This is a genomic window from Candidatus Uabimicrobium amorphum (genome assembly GCF_009002475.1).
Classification (GTDB): domain Bacteria; phylum Planctomycetota; class Uabimicrobiia; order Uabimicrobiales; family Uabimicrobiaceae; genus Uabimicrobium; species Uabimicrobium amorphum.
In genome coordinates this window covers 536,054-553,757 of sequence record NZ_AP019860.1, presented here as the reverse complement: position 1 = coordinate 553,757, position 17,704 = coordinate 536,054, and the positions used below count along the sequence as shown (strand labels likewise).

Below are 17,704 nucleotides of genomic sequence, written 5' to 3'. Positions count from 1 at the left end.
GTTATGACAAAGAAGAAAACATCTTCAAAAAAAACTACGGCAAAAAATAAAAAAATAAAGGCCGAAGAATTTTGGAAAGCAATGCGCTTTAAAGAAGAAGCTCTTGTGGGAGATAAATTGCGTACGCTTCTTCATGCCGATGTCATTGAACCTATTATCGAAAAATGTCGTTTTCAGTTGCGTAAAGACTACTGGCACTCGGTGTTCTCTGGACATAGCTTTCATATTGACAAAGATCTTTCTCCAGGACTATTTAAAATGTGCCAGGAAGTTCTCGATACTTTGCAATTTACGGAACCTGTTAACTTTTTCATTACCAATGATCCACAAGTCAATGCCGCGGCTTTTATGAAAGGTGAGGGGGACAACAGCCATGTGGTGGTGATCAACTCGGGATTGGTGGAAAGTTTCGGTGAAAAAGAGTTGAAGTTTGTCATCGGCCACGAAATTGGACACTTAATTTACAAGACAGCAGAAATTCGTCGTTTAATACACTACCTTTTCGAAGAAGAGCGCTTTATACCTATCTCCATACAGAACTTGATTTCGCTGTGGGAGAAGTTTGCGGAAATTTCGGCTGACCGCATGGGATTTATTGCTTCTCCATGTATTGAAAGTTGTATTACCAACTTTTTCAAACTTTCCTCAGGCATTAGCTTAGAAAAAGTCAATTTAAATGCCAAAGCTTTTATGCACAAAATGGACGAGATGTTAGAGCAAGCGCGCCGCGGAGAGTTTCAAATCTTATTTCACAGCTCTCATCCCTCAAACCCTGTTCGCGTAAAGGCAATACAACTATTTAGCGAGTCAAAAGTCTATACGCAATATGCTTCTTCAGGTAAAGTTGTCAAAAATGACAAAGAACTCAGCAAGGAAATGCAAGGGCTTTTGGACTTAATGGAGTTATTTCCGACCAATCAAAGAGATTACTATCGTTCCATGGTGGTTGCCGCAGGTGGTATCCTACTCGCAGGTCTTGACGATAAGATTTCCATGGAGGAAAATGATGAAATTGTAGAGTATCTGGCTAAATTTACCGCGCGACCAAAGGTATTTTTGGAAAATATCCAAAAACAAGTGCGCAGCAAAAAAGGGCTAAAAGAAATTCTTATCGGTGCTATTTTCTGTCTTCTAGAGGCCGATCCAGAAGAACGCTATTCCATTTTTTATTACTTATGCCGTATTGTCATCGCCGACCATGCACTCAATCACAAGGAAATTAATTTTTTAATGGATATCGCAGTCGAACATTTGGGTATGCATGAAATTGAAGCGAATCGCTTGTTTTTAGAAAATTTACGTCATAGTGGTTTTGCACCGCGTTTTTAGGAGAACGTTATGGATGAAATGCTCATTGCCCCCTCACTGCTATCGGCAAACTTTGCCTGTTTACAACAGGAAATTGCCACAGTAGAGAAAGCCGGGGCAGATATTTTGCACCTAGATGTTATGGATGGTCAATTTGTTAAAAATATCACTTTTGGCCCTTGTGTCGTCAAATGTATTCGCGAAACAACACAGATGCCGTTTGATGTACATTTAATGATTGATCGTCCTGAACGCTACATAGAAGATTTTTTGCGTATAGGTTGCCAGTGGTTAAGTTTTCATATAGAAGCCACCGATTGCGCCGCAGACATTATCAAAAAAATAAAAGAATACAATTGCAAAGCGGCCATTGCCATAAAACCCAACACCGACATAGATACCATCACTCCATACCTAGCGGATTTGGACATGGTTTTGGTGATGAGTGTGGAGCCTGGATTTGGTGGACAAAAATTTATTGAAAAAATTTTAGAAAAAATTATTCAATTGCGAAAAATGCCGGATTGCCCGAAATACATACAGGTTGACGGGGGTATCAATGGTGAAACAGCACTAAAAGCTGCTGAGGCAGGTGCAAACATTTTTGTGGCAGGTTCGTATATATTCAAAAGCAATCAAATTTCTAACACAATACAAAATCTTAGAGATGTATTATACGGGTTATCAACAAAAAAAAGCCCTCACTAGGAGGGCTTTATTTTTAAAGTTAAAAGAACTAACCTGTAGTACCATACAGTTGTCCAATAACGTCTTTGTAACGTTGGAACACAACTGGACGGCGAATCTTCATTGTTGGAGTCAACATACCGTTTTCAACAGTAAATGGTTCGCGAATTATCTCAAAATTATCTATTTTTTCGCTGGCGTCCATTTGCATGTTCACTTGGCGAATGATCTTTGAAATCTCTTCACGAATATTCGGATTATTGAAATGATCATCCTGTGGTACGACAAGAGCACCCAATCGAGGTTCTCCATCACCGACAACCATGGCTTGTTGAATAATTTCTTGACCTGACTGCAAGATTCGTTCTTCTATTTGTGCTGGAGGAATATTTAGTCCAGATGATAGAACTAATATTTCTTTTTTACGACCTAAGAGGAATAGGTATTCTTTACCATTAATAATCTCTTTACGGCCGAGATCACCCGTTTTGAACCAGCCTCCTTCGCGTAAAGTAAGCTTGTTTAAATCAGGTTCCTCGAAATAACCGCTGAATACAGGATCACCTTTGAATAAAATTTCACCGTCTTCCGCTATTTTCGCTTCAACACCTTTTAGTGGGTAACCAATAGAACCTTTATGAGTTTTGCTCGGCTCGTTATAAACAATTGCACCTGAAACTTCAGTTAAGCCTTGCGCATTGGTGAGTGGCATACCAATTGCTTCAAAAAAATCGTAAATATGTTGTGGACAAGCTGCCCCTGCGGTAACAAGTATTTTGAACTGTCCTATATTCTTGCGAATTTTAGACGTAATTACGCTACCGATGGTGTGTACAAAAAGTCCATGGTACATTTTTCCGAGTAAAGAAGCTTCCTTGTATTTGTGGTACGTATTCACACAGCGCTGTAACAGCTTTCTCATAAAATCTTTTTTGCGCAGTTTGCGTTGTATTCCATTGTAAACAGCTTCATAAACGCGTGGCACTGCTACCAAGATATTGGGTTGAAAATTACGTAAACCGTGTAATAAGTGATCGCGTCCAACGATCTGGACGAGGGCCCGCTTTGTTAGGGCGATAAAAACTTCATTTTGAGCCATAACATGGCTTAAAGGTAAGAATGTCAGAGTGCGAAATGTATGATCAATACTCAAATGATCTCCGGCACGTACAACGCAGGAAATTAAATTACGGTGGCTTAGCATAGCCCCTTTGGGTTCTCCTGTAGTACCAGAAGTAAATACAATTTGCATTAGATCATCAGGATTGCTGTTTTCTACTACCTGTCCAATACTTGAAAGAGCTTCCTCCGTTGACGCTTCACGATTGAAAATTTCGAAAAGGTCTATATGCTGACACGGCAAAGCTTTTTGTTCAATAACCTCTGAAGAGCAAAAAATGGTGTGGATGTGTTCTTGAACATATTCAATTTGTGCCAGTTTTTTATACAAGCATGGTTTGGTAACGATAATAGATTTGGCGCGCACTTTTCGCAAAATATGTGTTATCGCGTCTTCATTTGCTATTGTGTGAAGAGGAACGCATACTTTTTGAGCAGACAAAACACCGAAAAAAGAACGAAGAAAATCGTAGGAAGTATCCAAAAACAACGGAATATACTCACCTACATCACTACCCTCTATGGATTTTCCAAAATTGTAAGAAGATAGGAGTAAATTTTTGTATGTATATTCGTTTATGTTGCGTTTATCATCCAATTCGCGGCAGAAGACCCGATTTTCTTCCTGTGGGGTACATAAAATATAGCCCAGTAAGTTATTTTTTTCTGTCATAACTCCTTCAACCTTTAGTAAGAATCTTCGTTAGAAAAAATGGCCCTCTAATTTAGCCTCTAATGCCATTTTCTAACTCTGGGCAAACACATGAGCTAAAATATATTAGGTTTTTCAATGATGTCACCTTTGCCGTAACACATTTAAGAACCTTCATTTTTGTTGCAGCTAGTTCTCAACCTATGAGAATTCGCAAAAAAAACTTATATCCAAATATCATAAGAGTATTTAATGGAAGGGTTTACATTTTTGGATGATTATGTTTATGGACGTGCCCATAAATCCCATCTTATAAACGCTAGTAAGTCAAAAATAACTAAACTTTACTCTTACGAGTATGTGCTTTTAGATATAAGTATGATATATAGTTACAAAAAAACAAAATTTTTTTCCATTTTTTGCAACTATGTAAAATCTAATTATTTAAACTTACACAAGTGTAAAAAATATGAAATCATAAATTTAAAATAGAGTCAAGTAACATTTTAAATTTATGAAGTTAATTTTCGCAAAATTTTTCTTGACAAAAGTTTTTCTTTGTATAAAATACTCAAATTATTGAAACACAACAGATCCCGAAGAACTTTCAAAACACCCTTTCTATACACCTCTCCAAACAAGTTCATGTAAACCTTAATCTTTTTTAGGACCTTAAATTACATGGAAAGCTTAGATGTCTTTCGTTTTAATAACAGAGAAAATTTGCTCATTTTAGGTGTAATGGGTGGTATAGCTTCAGGAAAAACAACAGTAACAAATGAATTTGCCAAGTATGGTGCTCATGTAATCAATGCCGATTTAGTTGTACGCGAAATCCTACAAGAGAAAAATACCCAACAACAGATAGGTGAAACATTCCCTCATATCTTTCCCAATGCAAATTTTGATAAAAAATTGCTTGCCCAACATGTTTTTTCTTCCAGGGACAACTTGAAAAAACTTGAAAGTATTCTTCATCCCCTCGTACGATTGCGGATAAAAAATATGTTAGAGGATATTGCAAGTAAAGGGAAAGAAAAAGTTGTTGTAGAGACAGGCCCAGACTTAAAACTGGAAGATAAAGATGCCAAGTTGGCCTTTGTCGACACCCACATGAAAGTACACCACGAAAAGACTGTGGTAATAATAGATGCCCCTTTGTTATGGGAAAATGGCCTTCACCAAGGAGTGGATACGTTGATTTTTATCGATACCCCTATTGAATTACGCCGTAAACGTGCAGAAACAAATAGAGGTTGGAACAACGATGAATTAGATCGACGCGAAAAATTCCAAAGCGATTTGCTGGTAAAAAAGCAAAACTCCAACTACGTTATTGAAAATGAAAATCAACAGAAAATGGAACAGCAAGTAAAAGACATTTGGCTTCAGCTTCCAAGGTAAATTGTTGAGAACAGCCATTCTTCATTTCATTACTCCACCATTTAGAATCAAAAGTATGAACAGAGCTCGTGTATGTAATGCATGAATAACACCTAATTATGATAAAAAATGATTAGCTTTGTCACCTCATTTGACAAACCACTTTTCCACATCAACTTATAGAAAGTAATTATATGACTTCGAAAAATGATCACAATGATGAAAGAAATGCACGTCGAAAGTCCACAAAAAAGCCTCAAGAAAATCCAAGCGAAGAAAACCACGGTGATGTTTACGAAGACTTAAAAAAAGGTGATCTACACATCACTGAATTGCAGAAAATGACAATTAGCCAGCTCCATTCTACCGCCAAAAAAGAAGGTATAAAAGAATACACAGGCTTGAAAAAACAAGAACTTATATTCAAAATACTCAAAGAACGCGTCAAGCAAAATGGCCTAATGTATGGAGAAGGCGTTGTTGAAGTATTACCAGATGGCTTTGGTTTTTTGCGTTCGCCACAATACAATTACTTACCTTGTCCCGATGATATCTACATTTCACCTTCACAAATCAGACGTTTTGGTATTCGAACGGGAGCAACCGTTTCTGGTCAAATTCGTCCCCCCAAAGACAATGAACGCTATTTTGCATTGTTACGAGTAGAAGCGATCAACTATGAGGACCCAGAAAAGCTAACGGAAAAAAGTGTTTTCGACGATTTAACCCCACTCCATCCAGAAGAACGAATTATGCTGGAAACGGACACAGATGAACTCAATATGCGCATTATGGATCTAATCACTCCTATTGGTAAAGGACAACGGGGTCTTATCGTTGCTCCACCAAGAACAGGAAAAACAGTCCTTTTGCAAAAAATCGCTAACGCGATTACCAAAAATCACCCAGAAATATATCTCATTGTACTTCTCATCGACGAAAGACCTGAGGAAGTAACGGACATGCAACGTTCGGTAAAAGGCGAAGTGATTAGTTCAACCTTTGATGAACCGGCAAGTCGTCACATTCAGGTAGCGGAAATGGTCATTGAAAAAGCCAAACGTATGGTAGAATATGGAAAAGACGTTCTGATTCTTCTTGACTCCATCACAAGACTGGGCCGTGCTTACAACACAGAAGCTCCGCATTCAGGAAAAATCTTAACTGGTGGTATCGATGCTTCTGGTTTACAAAAACCAAAAAGATTTTTTGGGGCAGCACGTAACATTGAAGAAGGTGGAAGCCTTACTATACTTGCCACAGCTCTCATTGAAACAGGCAGCAAGATGGACGATGTTATTTTTGAAGAGTTTAAAGGTACGGGGAATATGGAATTGCATCTCGACCGCAAACTTGCTGACAAACGTATTTTCCCATCGATAGACATCACACGCTCAGGTACAAGAAAAGAAGAATTGTTGTGCGATCCAGAAGAGCTAAAAAGAATGTGGTTGCTACGTAAATTCTTGGCAAACGAAATGGACTCTCTGGAAGCAATAGAACGCTTAAAAGAAAACTTACAAAAAACGAGTAGTAATGCTGAGTTTTTAATGTCGTTAGATGTTTCGTAAAGGAATTCTATGTCGTTAACACTTGATAATGTAAAACAGAAATACAAGTTTGCCATTGAGGATGTATTGGAAGGAAACGATGTTGTTAAGGCCAATAAATGTAGCCAATGGATGCGAAAAAAAGAACTCAAAGCCGAAAAAGATCTTATTTATATAAAAATAAGAGTTACATTTACCGATGTTGGTCAACAACCAATTACTTTTAAACAATTCTATTTGGAAGATACAGAAGGTTATTTTTGCGATGCGGTTGCACCAGACGATTATCTTGAAGATACTTTACAGTCTCAGCAAACGATTATAGGCGGATTGCTGTTTTCAGTTTACCAAGACATAGAAAGTTGTCGTTTGTGGTTTAATACAAATTTGTATTATGAAAATAGTAATGACGTTATCTTGATTGATATCGCGCTTCCTTCAGAAGTTTCCGAAACGCGAACCGAAATCTTATCCAAGCAGGCCATGCTGGTAAAACAATATACGCAACAAATCGAATTCAATCTCGAAAAAGAAAAAATAACGCCCGAAAACCAAACAAAAACGATCATAAAGCAACTCGCACAAAAGTTCGGAATTCCCTATAAGAGAATCGATAATGGTTATCTACTTCGCGTCCCTCTTCCCGAAGGTCGCAAACAAAATATTATCGTGACTTTTTCGGGCAAGGATGACAAAGGTAACGACCTCATAACCATTGCGACCATATGTGCGCCCGTAGAGGGAGAAAAAAACAATCGTATTTTCCTAAAGCTCAATCCCAAATTGACTTTTGGTGGCATTGGCATTACCACAATAAATGACGAAGAATTTTATGTGATTACTCAAACATATTCTATTCAAGCGCTCCAGTTGAAAAGTCTCATCATAGATGCCATCGAGTATATTGCACGTCAAGGTGATTGGCTGGAAGAGAAACTGATTGGTAAAGATATACGATAAGGAGTGGGTGGTGAATAAAATATGGATAGCTCTACTGGTAATTATCATAGGTGGTTGCAAAACACAATCGTCCGCCTCATCTACCAGCAGTATCAAAGCAACAAACAGCCAACAGGTTTCAGGCGGTGAGATCATCGTTAGATTACCGGAAGGTACACAAAACGCGACATTATCACAACAAGAGATAAACGAAATTCGTTCTTTACTAGATGTTTACTACACAGGGAATAAAAGTGCCTGGAGTGCGTCCCGGCAGAAAATAATTGCAAAAGGACCAATGGCCAAAAAAGCGTTGTGCTTATTTTTCATTAAATTTTTCGCTGCAGGAAGACAATCGGTGGGAGACATTGAAAAACATTGGCGCGCGGCTCGCTATGAATTGTCCCAGCAAAAAGAATTTGCCGTTCCGTTTTTAATTGCGACAATGGCGGTTCCTAAGTTGGGGACAACCGGGAAAATTCAATGTTCAAAAACCCTAGCAAAAATTGGAAAACCCGCTCTTCCAGCACTTATCGAAAATGTCGGACGTGGCGACGCGTCTTTTCAACGTCGCGTCATCGAGACTTTGGGTGAAATCAAAAATCAGCAAGCCATAACTCCACTTGCCAATTTGTATAACAATTTATCTGAAAAGGCAAAAACAGATTCTCAAGACGAGCAATATGGGATACGCTTTTATATTGTGAATGCTTTAGGGGATATTAGGTGGAATAAGGAAAGTGCCACAACCATAGAACGAGCGTTGTCAGATCCGAATAGAGAAGTGCGTAAAGCAGCAATTGAATCATCAATTTCTATGGCTGCCCCGCAAAATGTCGCGTTATTGCAAAAAGCACGAAAAACCTCACGTAAAGATTTTCCATTATCTAAATACCACACGCGTATTGAGGTGTTGTTAGAGGCATATAAGTAAAGCGTTTTAGCTTGTTGGTTCCATCGAATACAGCTTCTTTTTCTGTGAAACTGAAAAACGAAACCCGAGTGTCATCCCGCTACGCGAAAATGACCGTTCTCTGAAGTAAACTTCAATTTTATTGAGACTGAACTACCACAAGGTGTCATTCCTGCGAAAGCAGGAATCCACAATATGAAGTAAACTTCAAAGCACCTGGATCCCTGATCAAGTCAGGGATCTAGGTGCCCGACAGCTCGCTGTTGTTTTATTAAAATGAAACTACTTCAACTTGCTGTTGGGATTGTACAATTTGGTCGTATAAAGTTTTGCACAGTTATTACTTACGGTCAAAATTGCAAAACCATTTTGTTTTGTAGTTTCAGAGAACACTCCGATGGTAGTTTTGTAGTTCCAGAACACTTCGTGATAGTTTCTAATTTAAACGACGGATAAAACGCGGCTTAGGTGCATACGGCGACTTGTTTGATTTTTTGGTAAAAGACAAAATTAAGTCCGCCACTGACAACGCAGAAACGTTTTCTGTAGTGGGTGTTGTCAAAACAAACTGAGCCTTTGTAGAACGCAAGAACCTTCCTACCTCTACAATTCTTACCGTATCAAGGTGAGCATTGTGTTCATCCATGATAAAAAATCCACTGGCCTGGTCTTGTTCCATACGCGAAAGAGCTACGAGAAGAATCAAACTTGCGATAACATCTTGCCCACCAGAGAGAGACTTGTCGCGAATGTTCACCTCACGCTTTTGGTCAAAAGCCACGCGCACTTCCATACGCGAATCTTCAATCAGACTTTCCGCATTACCCATTTCTAAAAAGACGCGCATCTTACATCCCGCTAAAGAAGCAAGGTGTTTTACCGATTTATTGTAAAAATCAATCGTATGGATGATCATTTCGCGATAATCCTCACGACACTTCTCTAACTCGTCGGATCGATGCTGATAGTCATTTTCTTGGCGCACCAATTGCAACTTTTTCTTTTTGAGTTCTTTTGTTTCATGTTCAAAAAGAGCAATTTTTTCAAGTTCCTTACAACCAACATAGTTTTCTATCTTGGCAAATAGTTCTTTCATCTTATGCTCTAACCAATCGCGATCTTCGACATCTTCACGAGTGTATCCGGTACGAATATCCGAGGGGATTTCTTTTTCAAGCTCTTCTTTTTGCCAGCGTAGTTGTAAGATTTTTTGTTCCACGTTGTGCATTTCTTCTTGCAATGCTTTTTGGTCTCTCTGCATACGCGCAAACTCTTTTTCTGCTTGCTGGTACGCCGCAAAGTTTTGATTGACTTTTTCGTTGAGCAGGTCTATATCTTTGAGAATTTTTCGTCGCTCTTCATTGATTTTTTCCGATTCCGCAAGATACTTGTCACCTTCTTTTTTTACCTCATCATACTTATCTTTCGAGGACAACCATTCTTCCTTACGGCGGATGATTTTGAGCTTTTCGTCGATCTTTCTCTTTTGCTCGCTCGCCAAACTTAACTTTACTTGCAGATTGGGTATTTTTTCTTTTTCGCGTTCAATGGCTTCTTCGACTTCCTGGATTTGCTGCTCTACAGCAAGCCCTCCGCAGTAAAAGCGAATTTTATGGGCAATAAATATCCCGCCGCGCTTGTCTTGGCGATAACCCGACTGCGTTATTGTGATGTGCTTTTTGTGCTTGTGTCCTTCTTGCACACTATCCACTAACAATATATCTTTAAGGGGTACTAAGCGTTCGGCAATGCGTTCATCGGCTATTTGCAACTGTGCTAAAATAGAGTTGGTGCGTATTTGTGTGGGAATTTCCGTTTCTCCATAGGGAGAGATATAAAAAGCATAACGATTTCTTTCCCCGATTTTCTTTGCTTGCAAAAAGTCGTGTTCATCTACAAAAACTGAAAAGCGTTCTCGCCCCAAAAAAGCCTCGATAGCTAGCTGCCATTTCGGTTCAAGAATTTCGATACACTCTGCAAAAAGTAGGTGATCAATTCCCGCTTCATCGAGAATTTCGCGAAAATTATAGATCTCATCAGGATAAGTAGGAAGTGGGCTTTCTTCTAGCGTCGCTAGTTCTTTTTTCAATGTCGAAAGTTTTTTTTCTACTTCCCCAAGGGCATTTTTACTTTGGAAGTACGAAAGCTGAACTTCCTCTTGTTTTGCCTTAAGCTCTTGTGGAGATTCCGCGACATTTGTATCTAGAGATGCTTTGCGGAGTTCCTCTAAACGTTGCCATTCCGAGTGACACTTTCCAATTTTTTGGTGTAACGCATTGAGTTCTTTTTCGTGTTTTTGCTGTGTGCCTCGTAACTCGTTTTGATCTTTTTGGATAAGCTCACGCAACGTTTTCAACTTTTCCTGCTCTTCACGTACACCTTTTGATTGCTTTTCAGCAACAACCTTTAATTCTAGTTTCTCGGCATAGTTGCGTTCTAGTTTGTGCAGATTATCTAAAATGTGATACCATTTAGAAATCGGAAGTTTTTCCGTCTCAATCACCTTCTTTTCATCAAGAAATGACTTATATGCCTCGGCTTCTGAGGCTTGTTTCTCTAACTCTGCGGTTTGTAACTGTATTTTGTTATACTCTGTTTTTAATTCCAGCAGTTGCTGAGAGGCGCGGCGGTAATTTTGCCGTGCATCTTCATAACGTTTAATAATTTCCTTATTTCCAGTAATATCCATCACCAACTGTAGTAGTTGATTCGCATTGAGTTGACCTATGCGGTCTGTTTGCCCTTGTTCTAGAGCAATAAGTTGTAGTGTCGAACGCGAAACACCAGCATCTTCAAGTTGTTTTGAGTATTGTAGAGGTCGCATCCCGTTCTTGAAATCTTTAATTTTTTCAATCGGCGGGTCACCCTTAACAATGAAATACTCTTTTTCAATCTTGCGATTTCCCTTGTTACGGATAATGCAGATAATAGAAACATCTACCTCTCCATAAATACCGAGATGAGAAAAAGTTCGTCGATCCCCTACAAGGGTATTCGTCACAACCCCGCGGATCATTGCAGTTTCGACATCTTTACGTATATAATGATGGAGTGTTCTACTTTTACTTAATCTCGGACCGTTTAGCAATACGCGAAGGGCGTCGAGAAAGGTAGTTTTCCCACTACCATTTTGTCCGATGAGTAGTATAATTTCTCCATCCATGGGTACGCGATAGTTTGGATAGCAATCCCAATTCATCAACTCTAATGATTTAAAACGAAACATGTTTTATGATTCCTCATCTTGTTTAATTTGAATTTCCGAAATAACTAGCTCATCTGCCAAATCAATAAATTCATCTTCACCTTCTAAGTCTTCTTCTATGTCCTCTTCCCACTCAGCATCATCGCTAACACCTGCTAATTTATAAGCAAGAGCCGATTTCTTTATCTCATTACCCATTTGCTGTCCATCAATAAGTAGATCGAGAAAAACGCCTTCGGTGATGATCTCATTGTGCATGTGAATAAATTTCAAATTACTCAGGCGCGAAACAGTCGACTTAAAGGAAGTTTTGCTCCCAAATTGTTTGCCAAATTCAGCATATAGCTCAGAAAGCTCCACATAAATGCGATTCGGGTCCTTTTTCTTTTTCTTACGTGGTTTTTTCTGCTCTTGAAAAAAATCTTGTTGAACAGTGGGAATTTCTTGTGGTTCTTCTGGCTCTTCGCTTTGATTTTCCAGAGCAGCTTTCTTTTTAGCCAAGGCTTCGTCTAAAGCTTTTTGCGCCTGTGTACGTTTAGGCAAAATGAGCTTACTCCACAAAATCACTAGCATGGCGACTTCGTTGCTTTTCAAACTGAGGTTGTTGGATTCTTCAATTGTGTCCTGGCTATCTCGAGTGAGTTTGACGGCATAAAAGTCAGAATATGAGTTCATAACAAGTTCCATGCCCACATCTTGCAAACGATCGCGCACACTTGTCAAAAGAAGATCGTTTAACTCTAATTGTGGAAACTCTGATTTATGCACGTAACCTTGTCGCAGTAAACGCGCGCAGATAATCGCCGCTTCATTGGATGTTGTATTCATGTTTTTTTATTCCTTTTGTTCTCTCGTAACAACACCTTTAGTTATCTCTTTCACACCCGTAACAAAATCATTGAGTTTGACTACTTCTAATTGCAGGCCATCGTCAAAAGACTGTATTTGCAACTTAGGAACAGACTCGCCATTTTCAATGTCCATATCTTTAGGTAATTCAGAGTGCTCCAAAACTGCAATCATCGAAAAACGAAAACCAGAGGTTGCCCAATTTTCCGCGGGAACTATCTTTTCTAAAGCAACGCTATCGTTTTTGCTAAGTGTGTAATCGATTTCAGTAATGAAACTTAAAAATTGATTATTCTCTCCAATGTTATCTTCTGCTTCGTTTGCCATCTCAAATTCATCTGTCCACCCGCGACGATTGTCCTGAGGACGTTCTTTTTCGAATTGCCATTCTGTTTCATACACTAAGAGTGCGGGAACCAAATCAGGAACATGAATGGGATGTGCAATGAGGTCTTTACCTATTTCGGCAAGTTTTTGCAAATTGGTATTGACTAAAAAACTGTTGACATCGTGTTGTGTTAAAGATTTGTCGGTTAAGATAATTTTTCGTGCAACAAGATCATTTTGTGCTCTTTGTACCTGAGAAACCCGCGAGTGAAACTGCGAAAGTTTTTCGTGAATTTTTTGCTTTAACCGATAGTTGCGAAAACTTTCAGTTCGAACATTTTGTAGATACTCTCTTGATTTGATGGCGACATCAAACTGCGAACGAACCTGCCGATTCATTTTACGAATTAGATACTCTGACTTACTGGCAATGGTAGATTCGATGTCTTCGTCAATTTTTACCAGTTCGTTGATGAACATACGTAAATTACTGGAGGGGTCACTACTATCCTGCGACATTTCTAACAATGAAAAAGAAGATACGTTCGCTCCCAAAGCATCTTCGATATTTTCGTCTTTTGGCATCGCCGATAAAACCGATAAAATACTTTTGCCAAAACGCGTAATTTCGTACGAACCTTCGTTAAAAACTAACCAGCCACTGCGGCTGAGCTGTTGTATCATTCGCTTGCGAACTTCTTGTCGCATCCAATGGAATTCGTGTGCCATTTCCTGTGGAGTCCAGGATGTTTTGTCTTTGTTACTCGAAAGTTGCAGTAAAACAGACATCTTAATGAAAAAATCGTTGAGATTTGTTCGCGTCAATTCCTTGAATAGTTGAAAAAAAGGTTTACATGCTTCGGCATTACCAATGGATTCAACTTCGGCAACGGGAATGTTTTTCTTCAGATAACTATCTAGTTCTAAGTTAGATGTATCAGGTGTATTTTCGTCAAATAATGTTTGTTGCTTCTGTGATACGTCTGCAGTCTGTTTTTGTGATATCGTGTTTTTTTTATTATCCATAGCGTAAAAATTTTCACCTAAAATGTAAACTGACTACCAGCATTAAAACACTTTTGTAAAAAAGTGCTATTAAAACTAGTAGCCAGTTGTGAAATAGGATTTAAGGATACACTCATCCCTTATAAATAGGCTATTCTATTGTAAGGCGTAAAAAATCTAAAATCAAGTAAATTACTACGGTTTTTTTACGGCCTTTATTGTTTTTCTAATTTTTTGGCAATTTCTGGTGGAACTTGGAAACGCAAGATGCTATTGCGATTACTTTGATCTGTGCGTAAATGATGATCTTCGTATGCAAGTTCTCTGCACTGTGCCGCAAGTGGGTCTTTGGAAGATTCATGATCCACGACACTCGTGTGCACTGCACCAATACCGTTACCTTCATAAACAACTTCAAATAAACGCGCTTGTTGTGGAAAACCAATAAGAGAACTTGTTTGAACTTCCCAATATCCTTTTTCTCCACCAATAGGAGTAATTTTATTGGTGTGCTGATGACCTACGATGTGTAGGAAAACATTTGGGTAAGAAGCCAATGTATTGGTAAAAGTATTTCCATCGATGGTATTACTTCTATCTTCCATGCGACTTGCCAGTTGCTTCATTGCGCGATGCATTTTCTCATCTCTTTGACAGATATTCACCATGGCTTTTTTCGCACGTGAAAGTGTCATTATGCTATTTGAAGGGTGATGCGAAACAACAATAACCAATTCACCTGCGCGTTTTGCTTCCTCAAGCTGTGGAATGAGAAAGTTTTCAAATTGGTCGTAATCTATTATACCAAAAGCCGTACCTACTCGAGAAGTAGTATCGAGAACGATCATGCGAATAGGACTTGTTGCGCGCGGTTTGGTGCTATAGTACGCGAGACTTTCCCCTGCGAGATTCTTAGGAAAACCAAAAACTGGACGTTCACCGCTGTTTTCGATATAGGAAGAAATAAATTCTTCACTACTCAAACTAGCGCGTCTTGCGTCAGCAGCTATCTTCCCAGGTTTTAATTCATCAGGGTTATGAGGAGTCGCTTGTGGAACAATCACACCATTTGTGTAATCTCCCACAGGATCTTGTATCGCAAACTCTTTACCGAGAATCGGCTCTACAATACCGTTAAATACCTCACGAAGGTAGGGAGGTATATTTCCCTGGTAGAGAACATCGTGATTCCCAACGGCAGCATAGAAAGGTATGTTGCTCAGTAATCCTTGGGCTTTGAGTGGATCATTGCCATCATTTCCTGGTCCTTTGACAGGGTCTTCATTGTTTCCACTATCAGGATCTATCATTCCGCCGTTCATTGCTGTAGAAAACCAATCTAATTCAATTTTGTGCGCGTTGTCGATAGAGTCTCCTGTATTGAGCAGAAAATCAAAATTTGCTTGTAATGATATTCTGTTCAGGGTGCGGATCATGGAATCCGTACTAGAGAATAACAGTGCTTCCTGAGGATGAAAACCGCTGCTACTAATATCAAGGGCTGTCAAAATACTGTCGAGAACTGCGTAGCGTGATGGGGATTCCTCATCTATGATGTGAACATCGGTAATGTGACCAAAAAACAATAAACTCTGTGGTTGTTTTGCTAAAGTTAGTTTCCCTTGAAAAAAATCATTGCGAATGGTCATATCTTCGCCAGATGAAAATTCCAAATGTTTACTTCGCGAGTTAAATTTCAATGTTTTATTTAGTGTTGTCTGACGCCATACTTTGCGAAAAGCAGCACCGAGTATTTCTTCACCTTGATTTTCAAGTGCAAGAAGCTCTTTACCAAATAAAGGCCCTAGTAAAACAGCTAATCCTGCTGTTTTTATAAATTCGCGTCTAGTAAATTGCAAGGCCTGACCTCCTTCTTTCGAAATTTTATGTATGCAATTTGACATATATTAATTTATAATGAAATGGTTAAAATTGCAACGTGTTTGTAAACAAATGATAAAAAATATTGCATCTTTTTCGTTGCATCTCTCTTGACAAACTAATAAAATTTTAGAAATCTAGAGTGTATTGTCATTCCAACAGGTCTTTACAAGGGATATTAAACTACTTTTGCATCTGCCACTTCCAAGAAAGGTAATTTATGGAAAACATGTCTCTACTTCTAGCTTTGCAAGAGATTGATAAGGAAATTGTTCGTATCGAAAATGAACAGGAGCGTCTTCCGCGAAAATTATCAAAAACTTACCAAGAAGCCATAGAAATTCAAGAACAAATAGCAGCCCAAAAAAAAATGATTGATCAACTCCGAGTAGAAGAAAAAAATAATGAGTTAGAAATTAAGAGTATCGACGACTTGATCAATAAAAAAAAGGGACATTTAGCCGTTGCAAAGACGAATGTCGAGTACAAAACTTTGCTCAAAGAAATTGATGATCAGGGAGCACTACGTGCCCAAACAGAAGAAAAAACGCTAGAACTCATTGATAAAATTGAAGAAGAAAAAAACAAGCTAAAAGATATTGAGAAGAAATACGATGTGATTTCAGATGAATACGAAAAATTTCGTGCGCAAGTGGAAGGTGAACTGCGTGAACTCTCCGCGGAATTAGATGAAGTCACAAAAAAACGCGAAACAAAACGCGAAGAGATTGCAGATTTAGAGCCTGGTACTTTGTCGGAATACGAACGCATCTTTCAAAATTTGCGTGGTGACGCCTTGGTTCCTGTTCAAGATGAATATTGTACATCTTGCCATATGGAAATTTTAGCAAAAGATATGACAGATCTACTGTGCAAAAAGCTAGTTTACTGCGAAGGTTGTTTCCGTATATTGTATCTACCCGAGATTATATCTTCTTCATAGACTTACTTTTCTTCTTGAACGAACTTTTGTAGGGTAACCCGAAGCGTTAGTATTTGATCTTGTCGTTTTACTGTCACAGGTACCACAGTATTTGCCGGATATGTCCACAACTTTCCGTAAAACAAATCAAGACTGTATATTGGAAGACCTGCGATTTTTAATACTATGTCACCGGGTTTAAAAACTTTGATTGGGGATGATTTTACCAATACTCCCTGATTAAAGTATTCTCGGACATCAATACCTATATAGCCATGATGTATTTTTGCTCCTCTTTTCAGAAGAGGTAAAAAGTTCTTTACTTGATTAGAAGTAATTGCAAAACCCACTCCTGAACTACGGCGATTATTAAAACGCGATGCAATTCTGCCACAAATTCCGACAATTTCTCCTTGAAAATTAATTAGTGGACCACCCGAATTTCCTGGATTAAGAGACGTATCTGTCTGAATTGCATCCCCGTAGTTGTCTTGAAAACAGTGCAATGCACTCACAATACCCAGAGATACCGAGGGAGAACCATCCGTGGAATATAAAAATGGATTCCCCATTGCCAGAACTCTTTGTCCATGGTAAAGCAAATTAGAATTTCCAAGTTTCAAAAACGGTAGGTTATTTTGCTCAGGAACAATTTTGAGCAGGCACAGGTCACCTTTTTTATCGCGACCAACAACTTTCGCTCGGTATGTTTTTCCTTTTCCGGTCTTGACAAACCACGTTTCTTGGTGATCTTCTACCACATGATTGTTGGTAATGATATAACCATCCTTAGAAATGATCGCCCCAGCACCACCACCTATACTAACGTAAGCATCTATGCTACGTGCGATCGTCTGCTTTACTTGTTTCTGTATTTTGACCGCGACCGCCACAGAATCATCGCTAAAAAGAAAAGCTATGCATAAACATACCATGAAATAATAACGAACCATCGACAATTCCT

The 17,704-nt window shown here is 38.8% G+C and carries 13 protein-coding genes; 7 read left to right on the top strand and 6 right to left on the bottom strand.

The features are described from left to right. Window positions 1-3 precede the first annotated feature (3 nt). Both UABAM_RS01910 and rpe read left to right on the top strand, forming a co-directional pair. Entirely contained in the window at window positions 4-1,329 is a 1,326-nt protein-coding gene (locus UABAM_RS01910; protein WP_151966302.1) for a M48 family metallopeptidase, read from the top strand. A gap of 9 nt (window positions 1,330-1,338) precedes the next feature. Further along, window positions 1,339-2,016 (top strand): ribulose-phosphate 3-epimerase, encoded by a 678-nt coding sequence (rpe, locus tag UABAM_RS01905; RefSeq protein ID WP_151966301.1) that lies wholly within the window; start codon window positions 1,339-1,341, stop codon window positions 2,014-2,016. 28 nt (window positions 2,017-2,044) lie between these two features. Here rpe and UABAM_RS01900 read toward each other — a convergent pair whose 3' ends face one another. Then, window positions 2,045-3,787 carry an AMP-dependent synthetase/ligase gene (locus tag UABAM_RS01900; protein WP_151966300.1) on the bottom strand — a complete coding sequence of 581 codons (1,743 nt, stop codon included), beginning with the start codon at window positions 3,785-3,787 and terminating at the stop codon, window positions 2,045-2,047. A 660-nt stretch (window positions 3,788-4,447) separates the two neighbouring features. Here UABAM_RS01900 and coaE point away from each other — a divergent pair. The 4 genes from coaE to UABAM_RS01880 all read left to right on the top strand — a co-directional run bounded on the left by coaE (window position 4,448) and on the right by UABAM_RS01880 (window position 8,572). Next, window positions 4,448-5,170, top strand: a complete 723-nt coding sequence (coaE, locus tag UABAM_RS01895; protein WP_151966299.1) for a dephospho-CoA kinase — start codon at window positions 4,448-4,450, stop codon at window positions 5,168-5,170. 173 nt (window positions 5,171-5,343) lie between these two features. Continuing rightward, window positions 5,344-6,720 (top strand): transcription termination factor Rho, encoded by a 1,377-nt coding sequence (gene rho / locus UABAM_RS01890; protein ID WP_151966298.1) that lies wholly within the window; start codon window positions 5,344-5,346, stop codon window positions 6,718-6,720. A 9-nt stretch (window positions 6,721-6,729) separates the two neighbouring features. Then, window positions 6,730-7,659 carry a hypothetical protein gene (locus tag UABAM_RS01885; RefSeq protein WP_151966297.1) on the top strand — a complete coding sequence of 310 codons (930 nt, stop codon included), beginning with the start codon at window positions 6,730-6,732 and terminating at the stop codon, window positions 7,657-7,659. 10 nt (window positions 7,660-7,669) lie between these two features. Beyond that, window positions 7,670-8,572 (top strand): HEAT repeat domain-containing protein, encoded by a 903-nt coding sequence (locus UABAM_RS01880; RefSeq protein WP_151966296.1) that lies wholly within the window; start codon window positions 7,670-7,672, stop codon window positions 8,570-8,572. 415 nt (window positions 8,573-8,987) lie between these two features. Here the strand turns inward: UABAM_RS01880 and UABAM_RS01875 are convergent, their stop codons facing one another. The 4 genes from UABAM_RS01875 to UABAM_RS01860 all read right to left on the bottom strand — a co-directional run bounded on the left by UABAM_RS01875 (window position 8,988) and on the right by UABAM_RS01860 (window position 15,796). Beyond that, window positions 8,988-11,777, bottom strand: a complete 2,790-nt coding sequence (locus tag UABAM_RS01875; RefSeq protein ID WP_151966295.1) for an AAA family ATPase — start codon at window positions 11,775-11,777, stop codon at window positions 8,988-8,990. A 3-nt stretch (window positions 11,778-11,780) separates the two neighbouring features. Beyond that, a complete protein-coding gene (locus UABAM_RS01870; protein WP_151966294.1) occupies window positions 11,781-12,584 on the bottom strand; it encodes a hypothetical protein in 804 nt (267 codons plus the stop codon). A 6-nt stretch (window positions 12,585-12,590) separates the two neighbouring features. After that, window positions 12,591-13,958, bottom strand: a complete 1,368-nt coding sequence (locus tag UABAM_RS01865) for a hypothetical protein (protein WP_151966293.1) — start codon at window positions 13,956-13,958, stop codon at window positions 12,591-12,593. 194 nt (window positions 13,959-14,152) lie between these two features. Further along, the gene (locus UABAM_RS01860) at window positions 14,153-15,796 is read right to left on the bottom strand and encodes a metallophosphoesterase family protein (RefSeq protein WP_173013080.1); all 1,644 of its coding nucleotides are present in this window, start codon (window positions 15,794-15,796) and stop codon (window positions 14,153-14,155) included. 242 nt (window positions 15,797-16,038) lie between these two features. Between UABAM_RS01860 and UABAM_RS01855 the strand changes: the two genes are divergently transcribed. Next, entirely contained in the window at window positions 16,039-16,761 is a 723-nt protein-coding gene (locus UABAM_RS01855; RefSeq protein ID WP_151966291.1) for a zinc ribbon domain-containing protein, read from the top strand. Window positions 16,762-16,763: 2 nt separating this feature from the next. Here UABAM_RS01855 and UABAM_RS01850 read toward each other — a convergent pair whose 3' ends face one another. Further along, a complete protein-coding gene (locus UABAM_RS01850) occupies window positions 16,764-17,693 on the bottom strand; it encodes a S1C family serine protease (protein WP_151966290.1) in 930 nt (309 codons plus the stop codon). Window positions 17,694-17,704: the final 11 nt, after the last annotated feature.

Excerpts from the sequence above, each read along its gene's own strand:
- UABAM_RS01910 (WP_151966302.1), top strand. The coding sequence starts at position 4 with ATGACAAAGAAGAAAACATCTTCAAAAAAAACTACGGCAAAAAATAAA.
- rpe (WP_151966301.1), top strand. The coding sequence starts at position 1,339 with ATGGATGAAATGCTCATTGCCCCCTCACTGCTATCGGCAAACTTTGCC.
- UABAM_RS01900 (WP_151966300.1), bottom strand. The coding sequence starts at position 3,787 with ATGACAGAAAAAAATAACTTACTGGGCTATATTTTATGTACCCCACAG.
- coaE (WP_151966299.1), top strand. The coding sequence starts at position 4,448 with ATGGAAAGCTTAGATGTCTTTCGTTTTAATAACAGAGAAAATTTGCTC.
- rho (WP_151966298.1), top strand. The coding sequence starts at position 5,344 with ATGACTTCGAAAAATGATCACAATGATGAAAGAAATGCACGTCGAAAG.
- UABAM_RS01885 (WP_151966297.1), top strand. The coding sequence starts at position 6,730 with ATGTCGTTAACACTTGATAATGTAAAACAGAAATACAAGTTTGCCATT.
- UABAM_RS01875 (WP_151966295.1), bottom strand. The coding sequence starts at position 11,777 with ATGTTTCGTTTTAAATCATTAGAGTTGATGAATTGGGATTGCTATCCA.
- UABAM_RS01870 (WP_151966294.1), bottom strand. The coding sequence starts at position 12,584 with ATGAATACAACATCCAATGAAGCGGCGATTATCTGCGCGCGTTTACTG.
- UABAM_RS01865 (WP_151966293.1), bottom strand. The coding sequence starts at position 13,958 with ATGGATAATAAAAAAAACACGATATCACAAAAACAGACTGCAGACGTA.
- UABAM_RS01855 (WP_151966291.1), top strand. The coding sequence starts at position 16,039 with ATGGAAAACATGTCTCTACTTCTAGCTTTGCAAGAGATTGATAAGGAA.
- UABAM_RS01850 (WP_151966290.1), bottom strand. The coding sequence starts at position 17,693 with ATGGTTCGTTATTATTTCATGGTATGTTTATGCATAGCTTTTCTTTTT.